Origin of the sequence: Pseudomonas yangonensis (assembly GCF_009932725.1) — a bacterium.
Taxonomy (GTDB): domain Bacteria; phylum Pseudomonadota; class Gammaproteobacteria; order Pseudomonadales; family Pseudomonadaceae; genus Aquipseudomonas; species Aquipseudomonas yangonensis.
Window position 1 is genome coordinate 1 of sequence record NZ_BLJU01000001.1, and the last position, 23,100, is coordinate 23,100.

The 23,100-nt window shown below is 63.1% G+C and carries 21 protein-coding genes; 11 read left to right on the forward strand and 10 right to left on the reverse strand.

All coding sequences use genetic code 11. From position 1 onward, the window contains the following. Positions 1–223: 223 nt before the first annotated feature. The 8 genes from rnr (at position 224) to alr (ending at position 8,644) form a co-directional block, all read left to right on the forward strand. A complete protein-coding gene (gene rnr, locus GYB81_RS00005) occupies positions 224–2,710 on the forward strand; it encodes a ribonuclease R (RefSeq protein ID WP_161864737.1) in 2,487 nt (828 codons plus the stop codon). After that, positions 2,707–3,453, forward strand: a complete 747-nt coding sequence (gene rlmB, locus GYB81_RS00010) for a 23S rRNA (guanosine(2251)-2'-O)-methyltransferase RlmB (protein ID WP_161864738.1) — start codon at positions 2,707–2,709, stop codon at positions 3,451–3,453. The genes rnr and rlmB overlap by 4 nt, the downstream gene beginning before the upstream one ends. 175 nt (positions 3,454–3,628) lie before the next feature. Next, positions 3,629–4,051, forward strand: a complete 423-nt coding sequence (gene rpsF / locus GYB81_RS00015; protein WP_161864739.1) for a 30S ribosomal protein S6 — start codon at positions 3,629–3,631, stop codon at positions 4,049–4,051. 28 nt (positions 4,052–4,079) lie between these two features. Continuing rightward, positions 4,080–4,310, forward strand: a complete 231-nt coding sequence (rpsR, locus tag GYB81_RS00020; RefSeq protein ID WP_003246847.1) for a 30S ribosomal protein S18 — start codon at positions 4,080–4,082, stop codon at positions 4,308–4,310. A gap of 36 nt (positions 4,311–4,346) precedes the next feature. Continuing rightward, a complete protein-coding gene (locus GYB81_RS00025; RefSeq protein WP_161864740.1) occupies positions 4,347–5,234 on the forward strand; it encodes a YybS family protein in 888 nt (295 codons plus the stop codon). Positions 5,235–5,255: 21 nt separating this feature from the next. Next, positions 5,256–5,702, forward strand: a complete 447-nt coding sequence (rplI, locus tag GYB81_RS00030; RefSeq protein WP_161864741.1) for a 50S ribosomal protein L9 — start codon at positions 5,256–5,258, stop codon at positions 5,700–5,702. A gap of 260 nt (positions 5,703–5,962) precedes the next feature. Continuing rightward, positions 5,963–7,357, forward strand: a complete 1,395-nt coding sequence (gene dnaB, locus GYB81_RS00035; RefSeq protein WP_024306768.1) for a replicative DNA helicase — start codon at positions 5,963–5,965, stop codon at positions 7,355–7,357. A gap of 210 nt (positions 7,358–7,567) precedes the next feature. Beyond that, a complete protein-coding gene (gene alr / locus GYB81_RS00040) occupies positions 7,568–8,644 on the forward strand; it encodes an alanine racemase (RefSeq protein WP_161864742.1) in 1,077 nt (358 codons plus the stop codon). Here the strand turns inward: alr and GYB81_RS00045 are convergent. After that, positions 8,641–10,548, reverse strand: coding sequence for a diguanylate cyclase (locus tag GYB81_RS00045; protein ID WP_161864743.1), 1,908 nt, complete (start codon positions 10,546–10,548; stop codon positions 8,641–8,643). The genes alr and GYB81_RS00045 overlap by 4 nt on opposite strands. 276 nt (positions 10,549–10,824) lie before the next feature. On the opposite strand from GYB81_RS00045, the gene GYB81_RS00050 reads away from it, so the two are divergent. From GYB81_RS00050 to GYB81_RS00060, 3 genes are all read left to right on the forward strand, one after another. After that, the gene (locus GYB81_RS00050) at positions 10,825–13,101 is read left to right on the forward strand and encodes a YgiQ family radical SAM protein (protein ID WP_161864744.1); all 2,277 of its coding nucleotides are present in this window, start codon (positions 10,825–10,827) and stop codon (positions 13,099–13,101) included. Between the two features lie 117 nt (positions 13,102–13,218). Beyond that, positions 13,219–14,466 (forward strand): parallel beta-helix domain-containing protein, encoded by a 1,248-nt coding sequence (locus tag GYB81_RS00055; RefSeq protein WP_161864745.1) that lies wholly within the window; start codon positions 13,219–13,221, stop codon positions 14,464–14,466. Then, positions 14,463–15,572 (forward strand): SO2930 family diheme c-type cytochrome, encoded by a 1,110-nt coding sequence (locus GYB81_RS00060; RefSeq protein ID WP_161864746.1) that lies wholly within the window; start codon positions 14,463–14,465, stop codon positions 15,570–15,572. Before GYB81_RS00055 ends, GYB81_RS00060 begins: the two co-directional genes overlap by 4 nt. A 77-nt stretch (positions 15,573–15,649) precedes the next feature. Here the strand turns inward: GYB81_RS00060 and azu are convergent, their stop codons facing one another. The 9 genes from azu to GYB81_RS00105 all read right to left on the reverse strand — a co-directional run bounded on the left by azu (position 15,650) and on the right by GYB81_RS00105 (position 23,023). Then, positions 15,650–16,099, reverse strand: a complete 450-nt coding sequence (gene azu, locus GYB81_RS00065; protein WP_024306788.1) for an azurin — start codon at positions 16,097–16,099, stop codon at positions 15,650–15,652. Between the two features lie 389 nt (positions 16,100–16,488). Continuing rightward, positions 16,489–17,424 (reverse strand): DUF808 domain-containing protein, encoded by a 936-nt coding sequence (locus GYB81_RS00070; protein ID WP_161864747.1) that lies wholly within the window; start codon positions 17,422–17,424, stop codon positions 16,489–16,491. 207 nt (positions 17,425–17,631) lie between these two features. After that, positions 17,632–18,219 carry a cytokinin riboside 5'-monophosphate phosphoribohydrolase gene (locus GYB81_RS00075; RefSeq protein ID WP_161864748.1) on the reverse strand — a complete coding sequence of 196 codons (588 nt, stop codon included), beginning with the start codon at positions 18,217–18,219 and terminating at the stop codon, positions 17,632–17,634. Positions 18,220–18,454: 235 nt separating this feature from the next. Continuing rightward, positions 18,455–19,069, reverse strand: a complete 615-nt coding sequence (locus tag GYB81_RS00080; RefSeq protein ID WP_161864749.1) for a LysE family transporter — start codon at positions 19,067–19,069, stop codon at positions 18,455–18,457. 717 nt (positions 19,070–19,786) lie between these two features. Then, entirely contained in the window at positions 19,787–20,359 is a 573-nt protein-coding gene (locus GYB81_RS00085) for a HupE/UreJ family protein (protein WP_161864750.1), read from the reverse strand. A gap of 21 nt (positions 20,360–20,380) precedes the next feature. Continuing rightward, positions 20,381–20,995, reverse strand: coding sequence for an urease accessory protein UreG (gene ureG / locus GYB81_RS00090; RefSeq protein WP_003246865.1), 615 nt, complete (start codon positions 20,993–20,995; stop codon positions 20,381–20,383). A 16-nt stretch (positions 20,996–21,011) separates the two neighbouring features. Continuing rightward, a complete protein-coding gene (locus GYB81_RS00095) occupies positions 21,012–21,686 on the reverse strand; it encodes an urease accessory protein UreF (protein WP_161864751.1) in 675 nt (224 codons plus the stop codon). A gap of 37 nt (positions 21,687–21,723) precedes the next feature. Beyond that, a complete protein-coding gene (gene ureE / locus GYB81_RS00100; RefSeq protein WP_161864752.1) occupies positions 21,724–22,224 on the reverse strand; it encodes an urease accessory protein UreE in 501 nt (166 codons plus the stop codon). 163 nt (positions 22,225–22,387) lie between these two features. Further along, positions 22,388–23,023, reverse strand: coding sequence for a TetR family transcriptional regulator (locus tag GYB81_RS00105; protein WP_003246868.1), 636 nt, complete (start codon positions 23,021–23,023; stop codon positions 22,388–22,390). Between the last annotated feature and the right edge of the window lie 77 nt (positions 23,024–23,100).

The window sequence follows — 23,100 nt, forward strand, 5'->3', positions numbered from 1 at the left end:
ATTCCGCCACCTGGGCACTGAAAACGATGAATCATCATCGGCTTCGTGTTACAACGTCTGCTCGACGCTGTGGGCGCGAACTATACGGGCGGGCATTTACCTTGTAAACCCCTGACCCCAAAAAAATTATTGTCGCCGGAAAAGCTGCCGCGAATGACGTTTTCGCGCTTCAATAGGCAGATGGCATACACCTCTTTACATAAGCATAGGTAATCCTTCCTACATGGCCGATTGGCAATCCCTCGATCCCGAGGCCGCCCGCGAGGCGGAAAAATACGACAACCCCATCCCTAGCCGCGAACTGATTCTGGCCCACCTGGCCGAACGGGGTTCGCCCGCCAGCCGCGAGCAGCTGGTCGAAGAATTCGGTCTCGACACCGAAGACCAGCTCGAGGCGCTGCGCCGCCGTCTGCGCGCCATGGAGCGCGATGGCCAACTGATCTATACCCGCCGCGGCACCTACGCGCCGGTGGACAAGCTCGATCTGATCTGCGGCCGCATCAGTGGTCACCGCGATGGCTTCGGCTTCCTCGTGCCGGACGACGGCAGCGACGATCTGTTCCTCAGTCCGGCGCAGATGCGCCTGGTGTTCGATCGTGATCGCGCGTTGGTGCGGGTGGCGGGTTTCGACCGGCGCGGTCGCCGTGAAGGGGGCATCGTCGAGGTGATCGAACGCGCTCATGAGAGCATCGTCGGCCGTTATTACGAAGAGAACGGCATCGGCTTCGTCGTCGCCGACAATCCCAAGATCCAGCAGGAAGTGCTGGTCACCCCCGGTCGCACCGCCGGTGCGCGCGTCGGCCAGTTCGTCGAGATCAAGATCACCCACTGGCCGACCCAGCGCTTCCAGCCGCAGGGCGACATCGTCGAGGTGATCGGCAACTACATGGCGCCGGGCATGGAGATCGACGTGGCGCTGCGCAGCTACGACATCCCGCATGTCTGGCCCGAAGGCGTGATCAAGGAAGCGCGCAAGCTCAAGCCCGAGGTGGAGGAGAAGGATAAGGAGAAGCGCATCGACCTGCGCCATCTGCCTTTCGTCACCATCGACGGCGAGGATGCGCGCGACTTCGACGACGCCGTGTACTGCGAGAAGAACAGCAGCCGCTGGAAGCTGTTCTCCGGTGGCTGGAAACTCTACGTGGCTATCGCCGACGTGTCGCACTACGTCAAGGTCGGTTCGGCGCTGGACGCCGAGGCGGTCGAGCGTGGCAACTCGGTGTACTTCCCCGAGCGCGTCGTGCCGATGCTGCCGGAGGAGCTGTCCAACGGCCTGTGCTCGCTCAACCCGCATGTTGATCGGCTGGCCATGGTCTGCGAAATGACCATGTCCAAGAGCGGCCAGATGGTCGACTACAAGTTCTACGAGGCGGTGATCCACTCCCACGCGCGTCTGACCTACAACAAGGTCAGCCTGATGCTGGAAGATCCCAAGAGCAGCGAGGGCAAGTCCCTGCGCAGCGAGTACAAGGAAGTCCTGCCGCACCTCAACCAGCTCTATGCGCTGTACCAGGTGCTGGTCGCGGCGCGTCACGAGCGCGGCGCCATCGACTTCGAGACGCAGGAGACGCGAATCATCTTCGGCACCGATCGCAAGATCGACGAGATCCGCCCGACCCAGCGCAACGATGCGCACAAGCTGATCGAGGAGTGCATGCTGGCCGCCAACGTCGCCACTGCGCGCTTCATGCAGGATCACGAGATCCCGTCGCTGTACCGCGTGCACGACGGGCCGCCGCTCGAGCGCCTGGAAAAGCTCAAGGCCTTCCTCGGTGAGCTGGGGCTGTCGCTGCAGCGTGGCAAGTCCAAGGACGGCCCCTCGCCCAAGGACTATCAGCGTCTGCTGGAGAGCATCCGCGAGCGCCCGGACTACCACCTGATCCAGACCGTGATGCTGCGCTCGCTGAGCCAGGCGGTATACAGCGCGCAGAACGAAGGTCACTTCGGCCTCAATTACGAGGCCTATACCCACTTCACCTCGCCGATTCGTCGCTACCCCGATCTGCTGGTGCACCGCGCCATTCGCAGCGTGATCCGCTCCAAGCGCGAAACCAAACACGTGGAGCGTGCCGGTGCAGCGACCATGCCCAAGGCGCGCATCTATCCGTACGATGAGGCGACCCTGGAAAAGCTCGGCGAGCAGTGCTCGATGACCGAGCGCCGCGCCGACGAGGCGACCCGTGACGTGGTCAACTGGCTCAAGTGCGAGTTCATGCAGGACCGCGTCGGCGAGACCTTCGCTGGTGTGATCACTGCGGTGACCGGTTTCGGTATCTTCGTCGAGCTGCGTGACATCTACGTCGAAGGCCTGGTGCACGTGACCGCGCTGCCGGCCGACTACTACCACTTCGACCCGGTTCACCACCGCCTGTCCGGCGAGCGCAGCGGCCGCAGCTTCCGTCTTGGCGACAGTGTCGAGGTCAAGGTGATGCGCGTCGATCTGGACGAGCGCAAGATCGACTTCGAGCTGAGTCAGGGCAAGACCGGCAAGGACGATGATGCGCGTCGTGCTGGCAAGTCGCGGGGCATGGGCAATACCGACGTGCAGAAAAGCCGCGAGGTGAAGAAGGCCCTGCTCGATAGCGCCAAGAAGAGCGGTGGCAAGGCGCCGGCGAAGAAAACCTCCGGCCATCGCAAGGGTGCGCCTGCGCCGAAGGCCAAGGACGAGACAAGCGGTAGCAAGCCGAGCAAGCGTAAGGCGAAACGATGAGTCAGTTGGAAAAGGTCTACGGCGTGCATGCCGTGGAAGCGCTGTTGCGCCACCATCCCAAGCGGGTCAAGCAATTGTGGCTCGCCGAGAGCCGCCAGGCGCCGCGTATCCAGCCGATGCTGGAGTTGGCGGCGCAGCACCGCGTGCCGGTCGGGCACAAGGAGCGTCAGGAGCTGGACGAATGGGCCGAGGGCGTGCACCAGGGCGTGGTCGCCGAGGTCAGCCCGAGCCAAGTCTGGGGCGAAAACATGCTCGACGAGCTGCTCGAGCGTAGCGAGGGCGTGCCCCTGCTGCTGGTGCTCGATGGTGTCACCGACCCGCACAATCTTGGCGCCTGCCTGCGCACCGCCGATGCCGCGGGGGCGCTGGCGGTGATCGTGCCCAAGGACAAATCCGCCACCCTCAACGCCACCGTGCGCAAGGTGGCCTGCGGCGCGGCTGAGGTCATCCCGCTGGTGGCCGTGACCAACCTGGCACGTACTCTGGAAAAACTGCAGAAGAAGGGCCTGTGGGTGGTCGGCACCGCCGGTGAGGTGGAGCAGGAGCTGTACCAGCTCGACATGACCGGCCCGACGGTGCTGGTCATGGGCGCCGAGGGCAAGGGCATGCGCCGCCTGACCCGCGAGCACTGCGATTACCTGGTCAAGCTGCCCATGGGCGGCAGCGTCAGCAGTCTCAACGTTTCGGTCGCCACCGGCGTCTGCCTGTTCGAGGCGGTGCGCCAGCGTCAGGCCAAGGGCTGATTGCTCAAATAATCGCCAATTCGCCTTGCGTGCGGCAGGGGGGTTCTCTAGAATGGCGCCCCTTGCCGTGACGGCAGGCCTTTTTGCGCCTACCGCCCGGCAAGCTCATCACGAGAAAAACCCACTCCTTGCCTGACCACTTTAGTTGGCAGGCTACAACCCGTAAGGAGCATTTATGCGTCATTACGAAATCATCTTTCTGGTTCACCCGGACCAGAGCGAGCAAGTCGGCGGCATGGTCGAGCGTTACACCAAGCTGATCGAAGAAGACGGTGGCAAGATTCACCGCCTGGAAGACTGGGGCCGTCGTCAGCTGGCTTACGCCATCAACAACGTCCACAAAGCCCACTACGTGATGCTCAACGTAGAGTGCACCGGCAAGGCCCTGGCCGAGCTGGAAGACAACTTCCGCTACAACGACGCCGTGATCCGTAACCTGGTCATCCGTCGCGACGAGGCCGTCACTGGCCAGTCCGAGATGCTGAAGGCCGAAGAAAACCGCAGTGAGCGCCGCGAGCGTCGTGAACGTCCTGAAAACGCCGAGTCCAACGACAGCGATGACAGCGACAACAACGACAGCGACAACGCTGACGAGTAATCCACGGATCTATTGAGGAGCCAATCACATGGCACGTTTCTTCCGTCGTCGTAAATTCTGCCGCTTCACCGCTGAAGACGTGAAAGAGATCGATTTCAAAGATCTCAACACCCTGAAAGCCTACATCTCGGAAACCGGCAAGATCGTTCCTAGCCGTATCACCGGTACCAAGGCTCGTTATCAGCGTCAGCTGGCCACCGCTATCAAGCGCGCCCGCTTCCTGGCCCTGCTGCCCTACACCGACAGCCACGGCCGCTGAGATCGGATAGTCGACAAGCGTTAAGGAATAGATCGCATGCGCGCCCTGGCTGAATACATCATGCGCGGCCGTATGCAGGCCACCCTTGTGGTGGTGGGATCGGCAGCGATGCCGCTGTTGTTCTGGTTGAGTGCAGCCGCTGGCAGCCTGGTGCTGTTGCGGCGCGGAGCCAGTGATGCCATGGGCATCCTGGCCTGGGCCATGCTGCCGGCGATAGCCTGGTGGTATTTCGGCGAACCGCGCACCTTGCTGGTGCTGGTCGGTGCGCTGAGCCTGGCGTTGTTGTTGCGCGCCAGTTGGACCTGGAACCGCATACTGCTGTGCAGTGTGGCGCTGGGCCTGGTGTACGGGTTGGTCCTCGGGGCGGTGTTCCGCGAACCCATCGAGGCCATGGCCGGCGAGCTGCAGAAGCTTTTGCCGACCATGTTCGATGGGGCTCACCAGCAATTGTCGGTGAGTGAACGCGAGCGTCTCGAAGCGCTGATCGCACCGGTGCTGACCGGATTGCTGGCAGCCTTGCTGCAGATCCTGAGCTTGCTGAGCCTGATTCTTGGGCGTTACTGGCAGGCCGTGTTGTACAACCCTGGCGGTTTCGGTCGCGAGTTTCGCGCGCTGAGACTGCCGCTGCCGCAGGCGCTGTTGCTGCTGGTGGGCATGATGCTAGGCCCCAATCTGGGACCGCAGTTGGCCATGCTTACGCCGCTGTGCAGTGTGCCGCTGCTGTTCGCCGGGATCGCCCTGGTGCACGGCCTGGTAGAAAAAGGGGGGCTCGCTCGCTTCTGGCTGGTAGGCATGTACATCACGCTCCTGCTGTTCATGCAGCTGATCTATCCGCTATTGGTGGTCCTGGCCATGGTCGACAGTCTGTTTGATTTTCGCGGTCGCCTCGCTCGCAAGAGCGGGCCCGCGGACGGTGAAGGTTAAAAGTTAAGAGGTAAGACCCAAATGGAAGTCATCCTGCTGGAAAAAATCGCCAATCTGGGCAACCTGGGCGACAAAGTGAATGTTAAAGCCGGTTACGGCCGTAACTTCCTGCTGCCGCAAGGCAAGGCCACCGCTGCTACTGCTGAGAACGTAGCTGCGTTCGAAGCCCGCCGCGCCGAGCTGGAAAAACTGGCTGCCGAGAAGAAAGCTTCCGCTGAAGCTCGCGCTGCTCAACTGGCTGAGCTGGAAGTCACCATCACCGCCACCGCTGGCGATGAAGGCAAGCTGTTCGGTTCGATCGGTACTCACGACATCGCTGACGCCCTGACCGCCTCCGGCGTTGAAGTGGCCAAGGCCGAAGTTCGCCTGCCCAACGGTACCATCCGTCAGGTCGGCGAGTACGACGTAGCTGTGCACCTGCACACCGACGTCGAAGCCACCGTTAAGGTAATTGTGGTCGCCGCCTAAGAGCCCGCCCATGATCGGCTGCGCGTCGGCCCTGCTGCGTTGAACGCTGGTTCGCAATGCTCATTTACCACTCGTAAACTGCGCTTGCTCACCAGCGTTCGCCTTGCAGGGCTCTAGCTCGCGGGATCATGAACAGACTCTAGCTAGCAGCCGCCAGGCGGGCTTGCGCTCAGGTGCAGGTCTGCTGACAATCGGGCACGGCATCGCTTCGGCGATCCGTGCCCTTTGTTTTTCTATCGCAGCATTTTCCTCTCGAGCCTATGAACGACATCAGCATTCCCGAGCAATACGACCTGCAGACAGCTGCCCTGAAAGTGCCTCCGCACTCCATCGAGGCGGAGCAGGCGGTACTGGGCGGTTTGATGCTCGACAACAATGCCTGGGAGCGTGTGCTCGACGGTGTTTCCGATACCGATTTCTACCGCCACGACCACCGTCTGATCTTCCGTGCGATCTTCAAGCTGGCCGAGCGTAACGAGCCTTTCGACGTGGTCACCCTGTCCGAACAGCTGGACAAGGAAGGACAGCTGTCGCAGGTCGGAGGCCTGGCTTATCTCGCCGAGCTGGCCAAGAACACGCCGTCGGTCGCCAACATCAAGGCCTACGCGCAGATCATTCGTGAGCGCGCCACCCTGCGCAAACTGATCAGTATCAGCAACGAGATCGCCGACAGCGCCTATGCGCCGGAAGGCCGTACCGGCGAGGAGATTCTCGACGAGGCCGAGCGGCTGATTTTCCAGATTGCTGAAGACCGACCCAAGACCGGCGGCCCGGTTGGCATCAACGACATTCTGGTCAAGGCCATCGACCGTATCGATACGTTGTTCAATCTGGGCGAGGCGATCACCGGCCTGTCGACCGGTTTCGATGACCTGGACAACCTGACCAGCGGCCTGCAGCCGGCCGACATGATCATCGTCGCCGGTCGTCCGTCGATGGGTAAGACCACCTTCGCCATGAACCTGGTGGAGAACGCTCTGATGCGCAGCGACAAGGCGATTCTCGTCTATTCGCTGGAAATGCCCTCGGAATCCATCGTCATCCGTATGCTCGCCTCGCTGGGGCGCATCGACCAGACCAAGGTGCGTTCTGGTAAGCTCGACGATGACGATTGGCCGCGTCTGACCAGCGCGGTCAATCTGCTCAACGATCGCAAGCTGTTCATCGACGATACGGCGGGCATTTCTCCCAGCGAGATGCGTGCGCGCACGCGGCGCCTGGCGCGTGAGCACGGCGAGATTGGCCTGATCATGGTCGACTACCTGCAGCTCATGCAGATTCCAGGCTCCAGTGGCGACAGTCGGGTCAACGAGATCTCGGAAATCTCGCGCTCGCTCAAGGGGCTGGCCAAGGAGTTCAATTGCCCGGTGATCGCCCTGTCACAGCTCAACCGTGGTCTGGAACAGCGGCCCAACAAGCGCCCGATCAACTCCGACCTGCGTGAGTCCGGGGCGATCGAGCAGGACGCCGATATCATTCTGTTCGTCTACCGTGACGAGGTGTACCACCCGGAAACCGAGTACAAGGGCGTGGCCGAGATCATCATCGGCAAGCAGCGTAACGGTCCGCTCGGCACTGCGCGCCTGGCCTTCCTCGGCAAGTATTCGCGCTTCGAGAACCTGGCGCCGGGCAGTTATCAGTTCGAGGACGAATAACAGCGGCTACAGGCCCCAAGCTGCAGGCCGCAGGCTGAAAGCCCAAAAGCGCTTGACCCGGGAACTGTGCCGTTTCGCATGCTCTGTAGCCTGTAGCCTGTAGCCTGTAGCCTGTAGCCTGTAGCCTGTAGCCTGTAGCTGATTTCGCTCAATGAAAACGGGTGCCCAGCGGTTAAGATGGGCACCCGTTTTTCGTTCAGGCTTTCCCTCATGCGCCCGCTTGCCGCCATCGTCGACCTCTCTGCTATTGCCCATAACTATGCGGTCGCCAAGCGCTGCGCGCCCGGGCGTCAGGCCTTTGCGGTAGTCAAGGCCAATGCCTACGGGCACGGCGTGCGTGAGGTGGTAACGGCGCTTCACGATGTTGCTGACGGCTACGCCGTGGCCTGCCTGGAGGAGGCGGCAGAAGTACGCGCCTTGCATGGCGAGGCACGTATCCTGCTGCTCGAGGGCTGTTTCGAGGCCAGCGAGTACGCCATCGCTGCGCAGCTGGGGCTGGATCTGGTGGTGCAGAGTGCGGCGCAGGCCGAGGCGCTGCTCGCCAGTGAGCTGGTGCGGCCACTCAACGTCTGGCTCAAGCTGGATTCCGGCATGCATCGCCTTGGCTTTGACTCCACCAGCCTGCGCCAATGGCATGCGCGACTTGAAGATGCCGAGCAGGTCGCCGAGCTCAACCTGCTCAGTCATTTCGCCTGTGCCGACGAGCGTGGGCATCCGCTCACCGAGCTGCAGGTAGAACGTTTTCTCGAGTTGCTGGATCTGGATTTCAATCATCGTTCGCTGGCCAACTCAGCGGCAGTGTTGACCATTCCCGCCGCGCACATGGACTGGCTGCGCCCCGGCATCATGCTCTACGGCGCGACCCCGTTCGCCGAACTGAGCGCGCGTGAGCTTGGGCTGAAACCGGCAATGACCCTCGCCGCTCGGGTCATCGCCGTGCGTGAAGTGGCAGTCGGTGAAAGTGTCGGTTATGGCGCGACCTGGGTTGCCGAACGGCCGTCGCGTATCGCCACGGTCAGTTGCGGTTATGCCGATGGTTATCCGCGGCATGCGCCGAGCGGCACACCGGTGCTGGTCGGTGGACAGCGCGCGACTCTGGCGGGCCGGGTGTCGATGGACATGCTGGCTGTGGACATCACCGACCTGCCCGCGGCTGATGTCGATTCGCCGGTGGAGCTTTGGGGCGCCAATCTGCCGCTGGATGAAGTGGCAGCAGCGTGTGGCACCATCGGCTATGAGCTGCTGAGCAAAGTCACCGCGCGGGTGCCGCGTCGCTATATCGGCTAGGCCAGGCCGCTGGGTACTTTGAGGATGTCCAGCTGCAGGCAGGCCTGTTCGCTCAGCTCCCCATCATCGCCGTGCACGCGCGCGCCTGAGCGTCCCAGTTCCTTGACGCGATAAAGCGACTGGTCGGCGATCTTGTAAAGCCCGGTGAAGTTCTTCGCATGGCGTGGATAAAGCGCCACGCCGATGCTGATGGTCACGCGCAGGCGCTCGGCGCCGTAGTGCACCGGCTCGGACAACTCCGCCAGCAGGCGTTCGGCGATTTCCCGGGCCTGGCTTTCGGCATCGCTGCCGCAGATCAGGACGGCGAATTCGTCACCGCCCAGCCGGGCGACCGCATCGCCTACTCGAACGTGATCGCGCAGGCGTTTGGCGATCACCTGCAGCATCAGGTCACCGGCCGCGTGGCCGAAGCGATCATTGATCGGCTTGAAGTGATCCAGGTCGATCAGCAGCAGTGCCACGCTTTCCTTGTGCCGCTCGGCATGGCCGAGGGCCGATTCGCAGCGCTCGACCAGATAGCGCCGGTTGGGTAGCTCGGTCAGCGGGTCGTGGAAGGCCGCGTGTTGCAGCTCGCGCTCACGTTCGCGCAGTTGTTCGTTGGTCGCGGCCAGCTCCGCGGTGCGCGCAGTCACCGCAGCCTGCAGTTCGTCGGCACTGGCCTGCAACTGAGCCAGGCGTGCCGTCTTCTCGCGATCCGCCTGTTGCAGCGCTACGGCACGCTCCTGCTTGAGTATCTGAATGCGGTAAGCCAGGGCGAAAGAGAACAGGATGGATTCGGCGGCCACCGCCAACGGGAATACGTAGGCGTTCCATTCGGCCGGCTGCAGGATGCCAGTGGTGCGCAGCAGCAGAATGGCCACGCTGCCCAGAACCAGGCCATAGCCGTAGAGGTACAGCTGCGCGGGAAAGAAGCCCTGGCGCCAGCGCACCACGGCGCTACCGAGAGCGGCGGGTATGCTGGTCAGCGACAGCAGGGCGATGGCCCAGGCCGCCAGATAGCGTTGATCGAACAGGGTCAGGGCAATGGCGACAAGGTAGATCACGCAGGCCATGTTCAGCAGATGGTGGGCCCAGCGCACATACTGCTTGGTTTGTAGCAGCGTCTGGGTGAAGCGGCTGGCGAACAGGCCCCATAGCGAAGGCAGGGTGATGCGGTCGAGCCAGGCCGGCACCGGATGATGCGGCCACAGATACTGCGCACCATGCCCGGTCATGCTCATGATGAAGAGCAGGGCGAAGGCGGTGGTCAGCACATACCAGAAGTAGGCCTTGTCGCGCAGCGAGATGAGAATGAACAGGTTGTACAGCAGCAGCGCGAAAACTACGCCGTAGATGACGCCTAGCGCCAAGTTCTCGCGTGCGGCCAGTTGCGTGAGGTCATCTGCCTGCCAGATGCGCAGCGGGAAGGAGTTGCCGGCAGGATCAAAGGCGCGCAGGTAGAAGGTTGTCGGCTGATCACCGAGCGTAGGCAGGTCGAACACCATTCGCCGGTAAGGGTAGTCGCGACTGTCGCGGAAGGGGACGCGTTCGCCGGACTGGCGTAGCTGCCAGCCGCCCTGGCCATTCGGTTGGTAAAGCTGCAGGTCGAGCTGCGTCACCGAGCCTACTTCCAGCACCCAGCGAGCCGGAGCACGCATTTCGCGTTGCAGGGTGAGCTTGATCCACCATGGATTCAGGCTCTGGCCGACACTGGCGCGGCCATTGGCTGGGCGAAAGCGAGACTGTTGTTCAGGGGCTGCGAGGTCGTCGATGGTCAGGCTGCCGTCAACGTCTTCCAGTAGCTCGATATGGGGGTTGAGCGGCATGCCGCTGCTGGCGTCGGTGAGCGTTATGGCCGCCATGGCCAGGCCCGTGGTGGACAGTCCGAGCAGAAGAGCGAACAGGAAGGCGAAGCGCTGCAGCATAGGAGTCCTGGAGTCGACTGGCCGAAAAGTGTTTGAGTATATGCACAGGATTGTTATCGGACGAAAACAAATATGGCGTATGGCTACTGCAGGAGCGCCCGACTTTAACTTTAGTACCTGCGCTGGTCGCAAGAGCGGCAGGATGAGGAGGCCAGCACTGGCGATTCAGCGTTCTTCAGCTGAGCTGCTCATGGCTTAACCCAGCGTAATAGTCTGGTTTGGTCAAAATTTGTGCTATTATCCGCGCCCCTCGTGATAGCCCATTGATCAAAAAATATGCAAGCCGCCAAGCCGCTGTTCGACTATCCCAAGTACTGGGCCGAGTGTTTCGGGCCTGCGCCCTTCCTGCCGATGAGCCGGGAAGAGATGGATCAGCTCGGTTGGGACAGCTGCGACATCATCATCGTCACCGGTGATGCCTACGTCGATCATCCTTCGTTCGGCATGGCCATCATCGGTCGCCTGCTCGAGGCCCAGGGCTTCCGGGTCGGCATCATTGCCCAGCCGGACTGGCGCAGCAAAGACGACTTCATGAAGCTCGGCGAGCCGAACCTGTTCTTCGGCGTGGCGGCCGGTAACATGGACTCGATGATCAACCGCTACACCGCGGACAAGAAGATTCGCTCCGACGACGCCTACACACCCGGCGGTCTGGCCGGCAAGCGCCCGGATCGCGCCAGCCTGGTCTACAGCCAGCGCTGCAAGGAGGCCTACACCCACGTGCCGGTTATCCTCGGCGGCATTGAGGCCTCCCTGCGCCGTATCGCCCACTACGACTACTGGCAAGACAAGGTGCGCCGCTCGATCCTGATGGACGCCACCGCCGACATCCTGCTCTACGGCAATGCCGAGCGCGCCGTTGTGGAGATCGCCCAGCGTCTGTCGCGAGGCGAGAAGGTCGAAGCCATCACCGATGTGCGCGGCACCGCGTTCATTCGCCGCGACACCCCCGAAGGCTGGTTCGAGGTCGACTCGACCCGTATCGACCGCCCCGGCCGCGTCGACAAGATCATCAACCCTTACGTCAACACCCAGGACATGGAAGCCTGCGCCATCGAGCAGGCCAAGGGGCCTGTCGAAGACCCCAACGAAGCCAAGGTGGTGCAGATTCTCGAAAGTCCGCGCATGACCCGAGACAAGACGGTGATTCGCCTGCCGTCGTTCGAAAAGGTGCGCAACGACCCGGTACTTTACGCCCACGCCAACCGTGTGCTGCACCTGGAAACCAACCCGGGCAACGCCCGCGCGCTGGTGCAGAAGCATGGCGAGGTGGACGTGTGGTTCAACCCGCCACCCATCCCCATGACCACCGAGGAAATGGATTACGTGTTCGGTATGCCCTATGCGCGCGTGCCGCACCCGGCCTATGGCAAGGAAAAGATTCCGGCCTACGAGATGATCCGTTTTTCGGTGAACATCATGCGCGGCTGCTTTGGTGGCTGTACCTTCTGCTCGATCACCGAGCACGAAGGCCGCATCATCCAGAACCGTTCGCACGAGTCGATCATCCGCGAGATCGAAGAGATGCGAGACAAGGTGCCGGGCTTCACCGGCGTGGTCTCCGACCTCGGCGGGCCGACCGCCAACATGTACCGCATCGCCTGCAAGGACCCGGAAATCGAGAAGCACTGCCGCAAGCCGTCGTGCGTGTTCCCCGGTATCTGCGAGAACCTCAATACCGACCACTCCTCCCTGATCGAGCTGTACCGCAAGGCGCGTGCGCTGCCGGGCGTGAAGAAGATCCTGATCGCTTCGGGCCTGCGCTATGACCTGGCGGTGGAGTCGCCGGAGTACGTCAAGGAGCTGGTCACCCACCACGTCGGCGGTTATCTCAAGATCGCCCCGGAGCACACCGAACGCGGCCCGCTGGACAAGATGATGAAACCGGGCATCGGCAGCTACGACCGCTTCAAGCAGATGTTCGAGAAGTTCTCGAAGGAGGCGGGCAAGGAGCAGTACCTGATCCCGTACTTCATCGCCGCGCATCCGGGCACCACCGACGAGGACATGATGAACCTCGCCCTGTGGCTCAAACGCAACGGTTTCCGCGCCGACCAGGTGCAGGCGTTCTACCCCTCGCCGATGGCCACCGCCACGGCCATGTATCACTCGGGCAAGAACCCGCTGCGCAAGGTCACTTACAAGAGCGATGGCGTGGAGATCGTCAAGAGCGAGCAGCAGCGTCGCCTGCACAAGGCTTTTCTGCGCTATCACGATCCCAAGGGCTGGCCGATGTTGCGTGAGGCGCTGGAGCGCATGGGCCGTGCCGACCTGATTGGCAACGGCAAGCATCACCTGATCCCCACCTACCAGCCGCAGACCGAGGAGTACCAGAGCGCCCGACGCAAGAACTCGACACCGGCTGGCAGCAAGAAGGTGGGCAAGGTGCTGACCCAGCACAACGGCCTGCCACCACGCGCCAGCGATGGCGCCAAGCCCTGGGACAAGCGCGAGCAGGCCAAGGCGGCGGCCTTCGCCAAGCTGCAAGAGCAGAAGAAGGGTGGCAAATCGGGCGGCGGAAAGAAGAAGCCCAGGCCGGTCGCGCCGCGCTGAATAAGAACGCCAGCCACGTGCTGGCGTTTTCTTGCCTGGCGTCCAATTCGGGCAGCTCTTGGTTTTTGTCTTAATTGGTACTAAGGTGCCAATTAAACAAGAATACTGGAGCCTGCCATGCGCACCGCCGTCCTCTCTTTGCTTGCGCTGCCCCTGCTGCTGACTGCGTGCGGCGATTCCGAAGCGCCGCCCGTCGCCAACCTCGACTTTCAGAAACAGCTGCAGACCCAGCTGATCAAGGCCAGGCACGGGGAGGTCATCGAGATTCCCGCCGGGACCTGGCAGCTAGACCGCAGTCTCAGCCTCAAGGTCAGCGGGGTGACCCTCAGGGGCGCCGGGATGGACAAGACCATCCTCAATTTCAAGGGGCAGAAGTCTGGCGCCGAAGGGCTGCTGGTGAATGCATCCGACTTCACCATCGAGGACCTGGCGCTGGAGGACACCAAGGGCGATGCGCTCAAGGTGGTCGGCGGCAGGAACATCATCATCCGCCGCGTGCGCACCGAGTGGACCAACGGTCCGGCGACCGAGAACGGTGCCTACGGCATCTACCCGGTGCAGACCGAGAATGTGCTGGTCGACGGTGTGGTGGCCATAGGCGCTTCGGATGCCGGCATCTACGTCGGTCAGTCGCGCAACGTGGTGGTGCGCAACAGCCGCGCCGAGCGCAACGTCGCCGGCATCGAGATCGAGAACACCATCGGTGCCGACGTTTACGACAACGTCGCCACCGGCAATACCGGCGGCATCCTGGTATTCAACATGCCCAACCTGCCGCAACCGGGCCACACCACACGGGTCTATCGCAACAGGGTCGAGGGCAACAACCACAAGAACTTCGGCCACAAGGGTACGCCGGTAGCCAGCGTGCCGGCGGGCTCCGGCGTGCTGGTCAACTCCAATGACAAGGTGGAAATCTTCGACAACGATATCGGCGACCATCGTACGGCCAATGTCATCGTCAGCAGTTACTTCAGCACCGGCTACACCGATCTCTCCACCACTGAGGATTTCGATCCCTATCCGGAAGCCATCCATATCCATGGCAACCGCTTCGGCCCGGCGGGGGACAGCCCTGACAACCTGGAGCTCAAGGCGCTTAAGCTGACCCAGTTCGGCCTCAACGGTCGTCTGCCGGACATTCTCTGGGACGGCTACGTCAATCCTGACAAGCTGGTGGACGGTAAGCTGCCGCCCGAGCTGGCCATCTGTGTCGATAATGGTGACGCCGGCATCGTCAATGTCGATGGGCCGGGCGGCTATAAGAACATCAGCACCGATATAGAGCCGCATCGCTGCGAGCTGCCGCGCCTGCCTTCTGTCGAGCTGCGCGCCGCACTGGCCGAGGCAGGCGAGGGCGCATGAAAAACGCTTGGTTAGTGCTCACTGTCGTGCTGCTTGCAGGCTGCGAGCAGCAGCCGCGTGCGCCTCTTTATCTGCCCAGTGGCGAGAACTATCCGGAAACGCTCAGTGGCTGGGGCGTGCTGCAACAGCGTGACGGCCAACTGCAGCCAGTCGACGGCGTGTTGCCCTATGACCTCAATACGCCGCTGTTCACCGACTACGCGCACAAGCTCCGTACCATCTGGATGCCGCAAGGCAGCAGCGCGAAGTACGGCGAGGCGCGTTTCGATTACCCGGTGGGCACGGTACTGAGCAAGACCTTCTACTACCCGCGCGACATTCATGGACGCCTGCTGCGTAGCGAGCAGCGCGACGCCGAAGTGGTAGAGCTTGAACGGGTGAGGCTGATCGAGACGCGTATCCTGCTGCGTCAGGAGCAGGGCTGGGTCGCCTTGCCCTACGTCTGGGATGCCGAGCAGCGCGAGGCGACGCTGGAGTGGGCTGGCGCGAGCTTCGACCTCAAGCTGCACGCTGAGCGCGGCGAGGTGCTGGCGGTGGACTATCAGGTGCCTGACGCCAATCAGTGCGCGGGGTGTCATGAAGAGCAGGCCGGCAAGGGCGTACAGCCGCTGGGGCCAAAGGTGAGGCATTTGAACAAGGAATTCGCCTATGCCGATGGCACTGCCAATCAGTTGCGGCGCTGGCAGGCAGTCGGTTTTCTGCGGGACGTCCCGACTGAGGCGAATGATCTGCCACGCAATGCGCGTTGGGGCGAGCCGCTTCCGGGAGAAGGTCTACAGGCCTTGGCGCGCAGCTACCTGGATGCCAACTGCTCGCACTGCCATAACCCAGCAGGGCCAGGGCGCACATCCGGTCTCTATCTCGATCCGGCCACGCCGCTCGGCATCGCCTACGGGCTATGCAAACAACCGGTGGCAGCTGGCAAGGGCTCCGGTGACCGCCTGGTGGATATCCACCCCGGCGCGCCGGAGAAGTCGGTGCTGAGCTTCCGCCTGCACAGCACCGACCCCAGCATCATGATGCCCGAACTGGGCCGCTCCACCTCCCACCGCGAAGGGCTGGAGTTGATCGATCGCTGGATCGCCAGTCTCGATGGCGAGTGCTGATCAGCCTATAGCTGGCCTGCCTGCCACTGTGATGCCGTGGAATGCACCTGGACGGCAATTCCACGGCTCGGGATGGCTCAGTCGACCAGCTTTACGCTGCCTTTCATCATCGAGTAGTGGCCAGGGAAGGAGCAGAAGAAGCTGTAGTCCTCGCCGGCGGCCAGCTTGCTGACATCGAAGGTCACCGAGGTGCTCTCGCCACCACCGATCAGATCGGTATGAGCGATGACGCGCTCATCGCCCGCCTTGAGGTAGCTGGCGTCCGGGCCGGCGGGGATACCGTCGGTAGCGATGCCGGGCATGTCGGCGGTCTTGCTCAGCACCCAGTTGTGGCCCATGGCGGTCTTGGGCAGCGAGCCGGTGTGCTTGAGATTGACGGTAAAGGTCTCGCAGCTTTTGCTGACGGAGATGGCTTGGGTGTTGAAGGTCATCTGGTCGGTCGATTCGACATCCACCGAGCATTCGGCAGCGAGCAGTGGGGTGCTGGCCAGGCCGAGCAGAGCGATTAGAGCAGCGTTACGCAACATCATGTGAATCCTCCAGATTCTGAGTTTCCGGTCAGGTCTGGACAGATTCGCACAGCTTTGAGTACTCGTGGGTGCGACCGAACGCCACGTGAGGTTATCCCGACAATCTGTGGGTAACTCTGTTGAGAAGCTCTGCAACGGCGCTCCAGCGCCTGATTTTGCGGGCTTTCTGGGTGGCTGGTCAGGTTTTGCTCAGGGCGCCCCTGCCAAGCAAAAAAATCCTTTGTAATGAATTGATTGGAGGTGCGCAGAGAAAATGTGCGGGCTTCTGTCGAGCTGCGCTGGCTTATCCCCGAAAAGCGTGGAGCAAGCTGTGGATAAGCTTGGGGAAAGTGCGTGCCGGCCGCACCGGTAGAAGGGTACCGCCGGCTGATCATGAAGTGATCGTCTCAGCTGTTCCTGGATGGGCGAAGCATCTGCCAGACGCGAGTGCCAAGGGCAACCAGCGGCAGGCTGAGCATGCCGGCGAGCACACCCAGCACGGCATTGAGCAGCGTCGGCACCAGCGCCGAAAGTAGCTGCCCTGCATCCTGGGCTACCCACTGCGCGGCGTGATGCACGGCGGCATCGACGGGCGGCAGGCCATGGCTGAGGATGCCGCCACCGACCATGAACATGGCTGCGGTGCCGATCACCGACAGCGCCTTCATCAACCAGGGCGCGAGACGCAGGATGCCGCGGCCACAGGCCTGGGCGAAGGTGCTGGGGCGCTGGCTGAGGTAAAGCCCGGCATCGTCCAGTTTGACGATACCGGCCACCAGCCCGTATACGCCGGCGGTCATCACCAGGGCAATGCCGCTTAGCACCAGTACCTGATTGAGAAAACTGGCGGTAGCGACGGTGCCGAGGGTGATGGCGATGATTTCCGCGGAGAGAATGAAGTCGGTGCGCACGGCGCCGCGAATCTTGTCGCGCTCGAATGCCACCAGGTCGATCGCAGGGTCGGCTATCACCTCCAGACGTGCCTGCTGCTCCTCGGGTTCATGCCGATGCAGCAATTTGTGCAGCAGTTTCTCCGCGCCTTCGTAACAGAGAAACAGACCGCCGAGCATCAGCAAGGGCACCACCAGCCAGGGCGCCACGGCGCTGATCAGCAGCGCGGCCGGCACCAGGATCGCCTTGTTCACCAGCGAGCCCTTGGCCACGGCCCAGACCACCGGCAATTCGCGGTCCGCGCGCACGCCTGTGACCTGCTGGGCGTTGAGAGCGAGGTCGTCACCCAGCACGCCGGCGGTCTTGCGCGCGGCGATCTTGGTCATGGTGGCGACGTCATCAAGGACAGTGCTGATGTCGTCGATCAGGGCGAGCAGGCTGCTTCCGGCCATGTTGCGGCTTCCGTAGGGGAGAAGCCGCAGAGCGTAGCATTGTGTCAGAACCTGTTCACGATCTGCTGCGCGTCGGCCTTACTGCGTTAAAAACAGGCTCGGAATGCTCATTTACAGCTCGTAAACTCCGCTTCCTCGCCTGTTTTTGCCTTGTATGGCTCTAGCTCGCGAGATCGTGGGCAGGTTCTTACATGTCTGCGTAAAGGCTCAAACGGGCGAGCGGTCCACCCACTTCGGTGCTGCACTGGGACGCCACTCGTTCAGGGCGTCGAGCAGGTCCTGCGGGCTGTCCGCGATCTGCAGCATCTCGCGGTGCTGCGGGCGCACGAAGCGTTCGGCCACCAGGTGATCGAGAAAATCCCCCAGCTTGCTGTAGAAGCCATTCACCTCCAGCAGGCCCAGTGGCTTGGCGTGGTAGCCCAGCTGGCCCCAGGTCCAGACCTCGAACAGCTCTTCCAGGGTGCCGAGGCCGCCGGGCAGGGCGATGAAGGCGTCGGCCAGCTCGGCCATGCGCGCCTTGCGTGCGTGCATGCCATCCACCACTTCCAGGCAGGTCAGGCCACGATGGCCGATTTCGGCACGCTCCAGGCTCTGCGGGATGATGCCGATGACCTCGCCACCTGCATTCAGCGCTGCATCGGCGACCACACCCATCAGACCGACGGCGCCGCCGCCATAGATCAGCCGTACGCCGCGTTCGGCCAGGTGCTGGCCGAGCGCTTCGGCGGCCTGACGATAGACGGGACTGGCGCCGGGGCTGGCACCACAGAAGACACAGACGCTACGCAGGGACATTGACGAACTCCTTGACTGAGTGCGCCAAGGTTAACCAGCCGCCGGGCTGCCACCAAGGGTCAGTGGCGTGTATCGATGCCGCAGGTGGCGCAGGCGTAGCTGGCGAGCAGTTGCTTGAGCAGGTCGTTGAGGTGCATGGCGCGGCTTCCTGACGCGGGGACATGGGTGCAGGCTAGTCCCGCCGCTGACGTCGCGCCCTTAGATTGTTTCGATGAGGACGATAGCCGTCACTCCATCACATCAGCTCCAGCGCACTCATGCCGGCCAGCCCGAGCAGCACCACGCCGCAAGCCGCGTAAGTCAGACGGTGCCAGATCAACGACGCGGCGCGGCGAAACCAATCCACCAGGCCGGCGCAGATGAAACACCAGAGCAGCGAGGACACCATGAAGCCGGCGAAGAACACCGCCAGGTGGGTCGGCGTTGGCTGGGCTACGCCGATGGCCGCCATCGCCCCGCCCATGGCCGCCCAATAGACGATGTTCTGCGGGTTGGTCAGCGACAACGCGGCACCCGCGGCGAAAGCACTGCCAGCCGCGACCTGGCCGCCGTCGTTCGGCTGCGGCGGGCGATGGGCGTCGCGCAACGACTGATAGCCGAGCCAGGCCAGATACAGGGCGCTGGCCAGGGTCAGGGGATAACGGATCTGCGCGCTGTCGAGCAGCAGCGCCAGGCCGGTCAGGCCGAGGGCCGCCCAGGTGGCGTCGCCGACCAGCGAGCCGATCTGCACCAGCAAGGCGGGGCGATAGCCGTCACGCAAGCCGCGGCGCAACGTTTCGCTGAACACGGCTCCCGGGGCGGCGTTGAACACGAAGCCCAGGAGCATGGCGGCGAGAAAGAAACTGAACATGAAGCGTCCTTAACAGGCAGGAGAACGGAGGCCACTGACCCAAGCAGGCAGTGTGCCGGGAAATGAAAATAAAGTTTTCCACGCAGGCTGTTGAAAGAATTGTGGATAAGCTGGTGGTTCTCGCCTGCGAAACCCTAGAAACGCCGCTTTCATCCTGTTGGTGAAGATTTGAGCAGGCGGGATTTTCCTTTGTGCACAGGCACTTGACATGTTCCGAAGGTGTATAGACAGGGTCTTGGGTTTGTCCACGATAGTTGTGGGTGATGTTGTTGATAACTTCTGTACCCATTGCTGAATCCCACGTATTACAAGTACTTCAGCGCTTTGTGTGATTTTTGTACAGCGCTGCGTGATGCCCGCCCGAGATAGAAAACGCGCAGTTTTGTCCATAGCCTGGGAGGGCCCAACGCGGCAACGTGCTGGTTATCCCCGGAACTGTTGATCTTCCTGTGCATAAGTTGGGGGCGGGTTTTGTCGCGACCCGTCGTTGCTGCGGCTCAGGCAACCGCTGAGTTTTTCGCCAGCCTGCTCAGCGGGCGCCGGCACGGGTCTTCGAGCGGGGCTTGCCGGACGCGTGAGTCACGCGAGTGTCGGCAAGGCCGCTCCGACCAGCAGCGGGGCGAGGGTGAGGCGCTGCATGAGACAGGGCTTCGAGCACGGCTCGGAGCCTTGTGACCCAGCGACGCCATACCCGTTACCGCGCAGTACCAAATAGATTCAGCTCGCCAGCAGCCAGACACCGGTTACTGCCGAAGCGCTGCCAGCGATACGCACCAGCGGTGCCGCTGCTTGCGGCAGGAAACGCACCAGGGCGAAGCCGATGGCATGCAGCGCTGCGGTGGCGGCGACGAAGCCGACGGCGTAGCCGAAGGGGCTGGCCAGGTCCGGCAGCTCCAGGCCGTGGGCGACGCCGTGGGTCAGGGCGAATAGCGCAGTCAGGGTCATGGAGGCGGCCATCGGCAGGCGCGCCGCCACGGCCACCAGCAGACCGAAGGCCAGCACCGAGCCGGCGATACCGGTTTCCATCAGCGGGATTTCCACACCGGCGAAACCCAGCAGACCGCCAATCAGCATGCTGCCGACGAAGGTCACGGGCAGCGCCCAGCGCGCCGCGCCGCTTTGCTGCGCGGCCCACAGGCCGACGGCGAACATCGCCAGCAGGTGATCGAGGCCGAACACCGGGTGGGCCAGGCCGGCCATCAGCCCGGAATCGCCATGCCCGGGATGGGCGAACGCCAGCGCCGGGGTGCAGAGAAGGGCAATGGTGTGAAGAGTTTTGCGCAGATTCATGTGGATCTCCTTGAGGTGGAATCAGGCCGCCGTGAGCATGCCCTGGCGTTCGATGAAGGCGATGATCTCGTCGAGACCCTGGCCGATTTTCTGATTGCTGAAGACGAAGGGTTTGTCGCCGCGCATCTTCAGGGTGTCGCGCTCCATCACTTCCAGCGAGGCGCCGACCATGGGCGCCAGGTCGACCTTGTTGATCACCAGCAGGTCGGATTTGCAGATGCCCGGGCCGCCCTTGCGCGGCAGCTTGTCGCCGGCCGATACGTCGATCACGTAGAGGGTCAGGTCGGACAGCTCGGGACTGAAGGTGGCCGACAGGTTGTCGCCGCCGGACTCGACGATGATCAGGTCCAGGCCGGGGAAGCGGCGGTTGAGCTGTTCCACGGCCTCCAGGTTGATCGAGGCGTCCTCGCGGATGGCGGTGTGCGGGCAGCCGCCGGTTTCCACGCCGATGATGCGCTCGGGCTCCAGGGCCTCGTTGCGCACCAGGAACTGGGCGTCTTCCTGGGTGTAGATGTCGTTGGTGACCACGGCGATGTTGTAGCGCTCGCGCAGGGCGCGGCACAGGGCCAGGGTGAGGGCGGTCTTGCCGGAACCGACCGGGCCGCCGATACCGACTCGCAGAGGTTGGCTGTTCATGTGCTGATGTTCCTCGTCAGGAGCGGAAGAGACGCGAGTACTGGCGCTCGTGCGCCATGCTCGTCAGGGCCAGGCCGAAAGCGGCGCTGCCCCATTGTTCGGGGGAAAGGCTGGCGGCCTGCTGCTGGGCGGCCTCGAGCGTTGGCAACAGGCGGCTGGTCAGGCGCTGGGCGGCCTGCTGGCCCAGCGGCAGCACCTTCATCAGGACGGCCAGCTGATTTTCCAGCCAGCCCCAGAGCCAGGCGGCCAGGGCATCGTCCGGGGTGATCTGCCAGGCGCGTGCGGCCAGCGCCCAGGCCAGGGCCAGGCCCGGTTCGTGATGGCTTGCGAGCAGTTCGCGTGCGGCCTCGTCCAGCTCGGGCAGGCCTTCGAGCAGTTGCCGCAGCGAGTAGCCCATCTGCCGGCTTTCCAGTGCAAGTTCGCGGGTTTCGCGGCTGGCGCGGTGCCGTTCGGCCAGTTCCTGCAGGCGCGGCCAGTCGCACTCGTGCGCGGCGCGGCAGTGAGCCAGCAGCAGCGGCGCTTCGAAGCGGGCGAGGTTGAGCGTCAACTGATCGGCCAGCCAGCGTTCGGCGGCGTCGGCATCCTGGATCAGGCCGCTGTCGATGGCCCACTCCAGGCCTTGCGAGTAGCTGTAACCGCCGATGGGTAGCTGCGGGCTGGCCAGGCGCAGCAGGGCCCAGGCCGGTTTCATGAGCAGACCCCGATACGCGCGGGCGACGTCGCTTGGCTCACTTGCGCACACCGAACTGGTGCAGGCGCGGGCCGTAGTTGAACTCCTCGTCGCCGTGATGGGAGTGATGGTGACCGCCGCCATAGGCGCCCTGCTCGGGCTGATAGGGCGCCTGGATGGCTTCGACGGTGGCGCCGAGCTGTTCGAGCATGGCCTTGAGCACGTAGTCGTCGGGCAGGCGCAGCCAGCCGTCGCCCAGTTGCAGGGCGACATGGCGGTTACCCAGGTGATAGGCGGCGCGCATCAGCTCGAAGGGGCTGGCGCAGGTGACATGCAGCAGCGGCTCGGGCTTGGCGCGCACGCGCACGATGCGTCCGTCCTTGGCCTGCAGAAACTCACCATCGGCCAGTGCCGGTTGGCCGCGTTCGAGGAACAGGCCGACCTCCTCGCCTGCCGTGGTGAAGCAGCGCAGGCGGCTTTTGCTGCGGGCTTCGAAGGTCAGTTCCAGTTCGGCGTCCGCAGCAGCCTGCGGCGCGATTCGGGTGTGGATCACCAGCATGCGTATCTATTCCGGGGCAATGTGCCCGGAAATAGTGCAAGTGGCTTGCCAAGGCCGAAGAGTGGCGCAGGACGGGGCGTTCAGGCGCTCTGTGGATAACTTGGCGAAGCGGTCAGGATTTATTTGGTGCGTTTTCGCTGCGTGCGCACGCTTGTGGTGCGTGCTATTCGGAGGGCTTGCCCAGGCCCAGCCAGTGCTTGCCGCCGATCATGATGAAGCGCAGCTGCTGGATGATCTTGGCTTCGGCGCTGAGGTGCGCCGGCAGATTCTCCGCCGGCGGGTCGATCAGTTCGGGCAGGGTGGCGAACACCGTCTTTACCACCAGATCCGACACCACGTCGAGGCCGGCATCGTCGAGCTGCGGCATGCGGTTCATCAGCTTGAGGTCAGCGGCCAGGTCGCTGGTGATGCGTTCGCGCAGGGCGGCGATGGCCTGGCGCACCGGTTGCGAGCCGCCGTACTGCTCGCGGGCCAGAAACAGGAACTGGCCATGGTTGGCGGCCACTTCGGCGAGGAAGATGCGCACCGAGGCGTCGATCATGCCGCGCATCTCGAACTCGTGACGACGCACCTGGCGGATCGCCGCGCGGAAGGTTTCGCCCACCTCCGCCACCAGCGCCAGGCCCAGCTCGTCCATGTCGGCGAAATGGCGATAAAAACCGGTGGGCACGATGCCGGCGACGCGGGTCACTTCGCGCAGGCTCAGGCTGCCAAAGCCGCGGCCGCTCTCCATCAGGGTGAGCGCGGCTTCCATCAGGGCCTGGCGGGTCTGCTGCTTCTGTTCGGCGCGTGGCGTCATGCGAGATCGGGTCGTTGAGCGATGCCGCACTCTAGCAAATGCGCGGCGCCAGCGTCGAACCATGCCGGGCAGCTTTC

What these genes read in the sequence shown, in the direction of transcription:
- rnr (WP_161864737.1), top strand. Translation starts at nt 224, where the DNA reads ATGGCCGATTGGCAATCCCTCGATCCCGAGGCCGCCCGCGAGGCGGAA.
- rlmB (WP_161864738.1), top strand. Translation starts at nt 2,707, where the DNA reads ATGAGTCAGTTGGAAAAGGTCTACGGCGTGCATGCCGTGGAAGCGCTG.
- rpsF (WP_161864739.1), top strand. Translation starts at nt 3,629, where the DNA reads ATGCGTCATTACGAAATCATCTTTCTGGTTCACCCGGACCAGAGCGAG.
- rpsR (WP_003246847.1), top strand. Translation starts at nt 4,080, where the DNA reads ATGGCACGTTTCTTCCGTCGTCGTAAATTCTGCCGCTTCACCGCTGAA.
- GYB81_RS00025 (WP_161864740.1), top strand. Translation starts at nt 4,347, where the DNA reads ATGCGCGCCCTGGCTGAATACATCATGCGCGGCCGTATGCAGGCCACC.
- rplI (WP_161864741.1), top strand. Translation starts at nt 5,256, where the DNA reads ATGGAAGTCATCCTGCTGGAAAAAATCGCCAATCTGGGCAACCTGGGC.
- dnaB (WP_024306768.1), top strand. Translation starts at nt 5,963, where the DNA reads ATGAACGACATCAGCATTCCCGAGCAATACGACCTGCAGACAGCTGCC.
- alr (WP_161864742.1), top strand. Translation starts at nt 7,568, where the DNA reads ATGCGCCCGCTTGCCGCCATCGTCGACCTCTCTGCTATTGCCCATAAC.
- GYB81_RS00045 (WP_161864743.1), bottom strand. Translation starts at nt 10,548, where the DNA reads ATGCTGCAGCGCTTCGCCTTCCTGTTCGCTCTTCTGCTCGGACTGTCC.
- GYB81_RS00050 (WP_161864744.1), top strand. Translation starts at nt 10,825, where the DNA reads ATGCAAGCCGCCAAGCCGCTGTTCGACTATCCCAAGTACTGGGCCGAG.
- GYB81_RS00055 (WP_161864745.1), top strand. Translation starts at nt 13,219, where the DNA reads ATGCGCACCGCCGTCCTCTCTTTGCTTGCGCTGCCCCTGCTGCTGACT.
- GYB81_RS00060 (WP_161864746.1), top strand. Translation starts at nt 14,463, where the DNA reads ATGAAAAACGCTTGGTTAGTGCTCACTGTCGTGCTGCTTGCAGGCTGC.
- azu (WP_024306788.1), bottom strand. Translation starts at nt 16,099, where the DNA reads ATGTTGCGTAACGCTGCTCTAATCGCTCTGCTCGGCCTGGCCAGCACC.
- GYB81_RS00070 (WP_161864747.1), bottom strand. Translation starts at nt 17,424, where the DNA reads ATGGCCGGAAGCAGCCTGCTCGCCCTGATCGACGACATCAGCACTGTC.
- GYB81_RS00075 (WP_161864748.1), bottom strand. Translation starts at nt 18,219, where the DNA reads ATGTCCCTGCGTAGCGTCTGTGTCTTCTGTGGTGCCAGCCCCGGCGCC.
- GYB81_RS00080 (WP_161864749.1), bottom strand. Translation starts at nt 19,069, where the DNA reads ATGTTCAGTTTCTTTCTCGCCGCCATGCTCCTGGGCTTCGTGTTCAAC.
- GYB81_RS00085 (WP_161864750.1), bottom strand. Translation starts at nt 20,359, where the DNA reads ATGAATCTGCGCAAAACTCTTCACACCATTGCCCTTCTCTGCACCCCG.
- ureG (WP_003246865.1), bottom strand. Translation starts at nt 20,995, where the DNA reads ATGAACAGCCAACCTCTGCGAGTCGGTATCGGCGGCCCGGTCGGTTCC.
- GYB81_RS00095 (WP_161864751.1), bottom strand. Translation starts at nt 21,686, where the DNA reads ATGAAACCGGCCTGGGCCCTGCTGCGCCTGGCCAGCCCGCAGCTACCC.
- ureE (WP_161864752.1), bottom strand. Translation starts at nt 22,224, where the DNA reads ATGCTGGTGATCCACACCCGAATCGCGCCGCAGGCTGCTGCGGACGCC.
- GYB81_RS00105 (WP_003246868.1), bottom strand. Translation starts at nt 23,023, where the DNA reads ATGACGCCACGCGCCGAACAGAAGCAGCAGACCCGCCAGGCCCTGATG.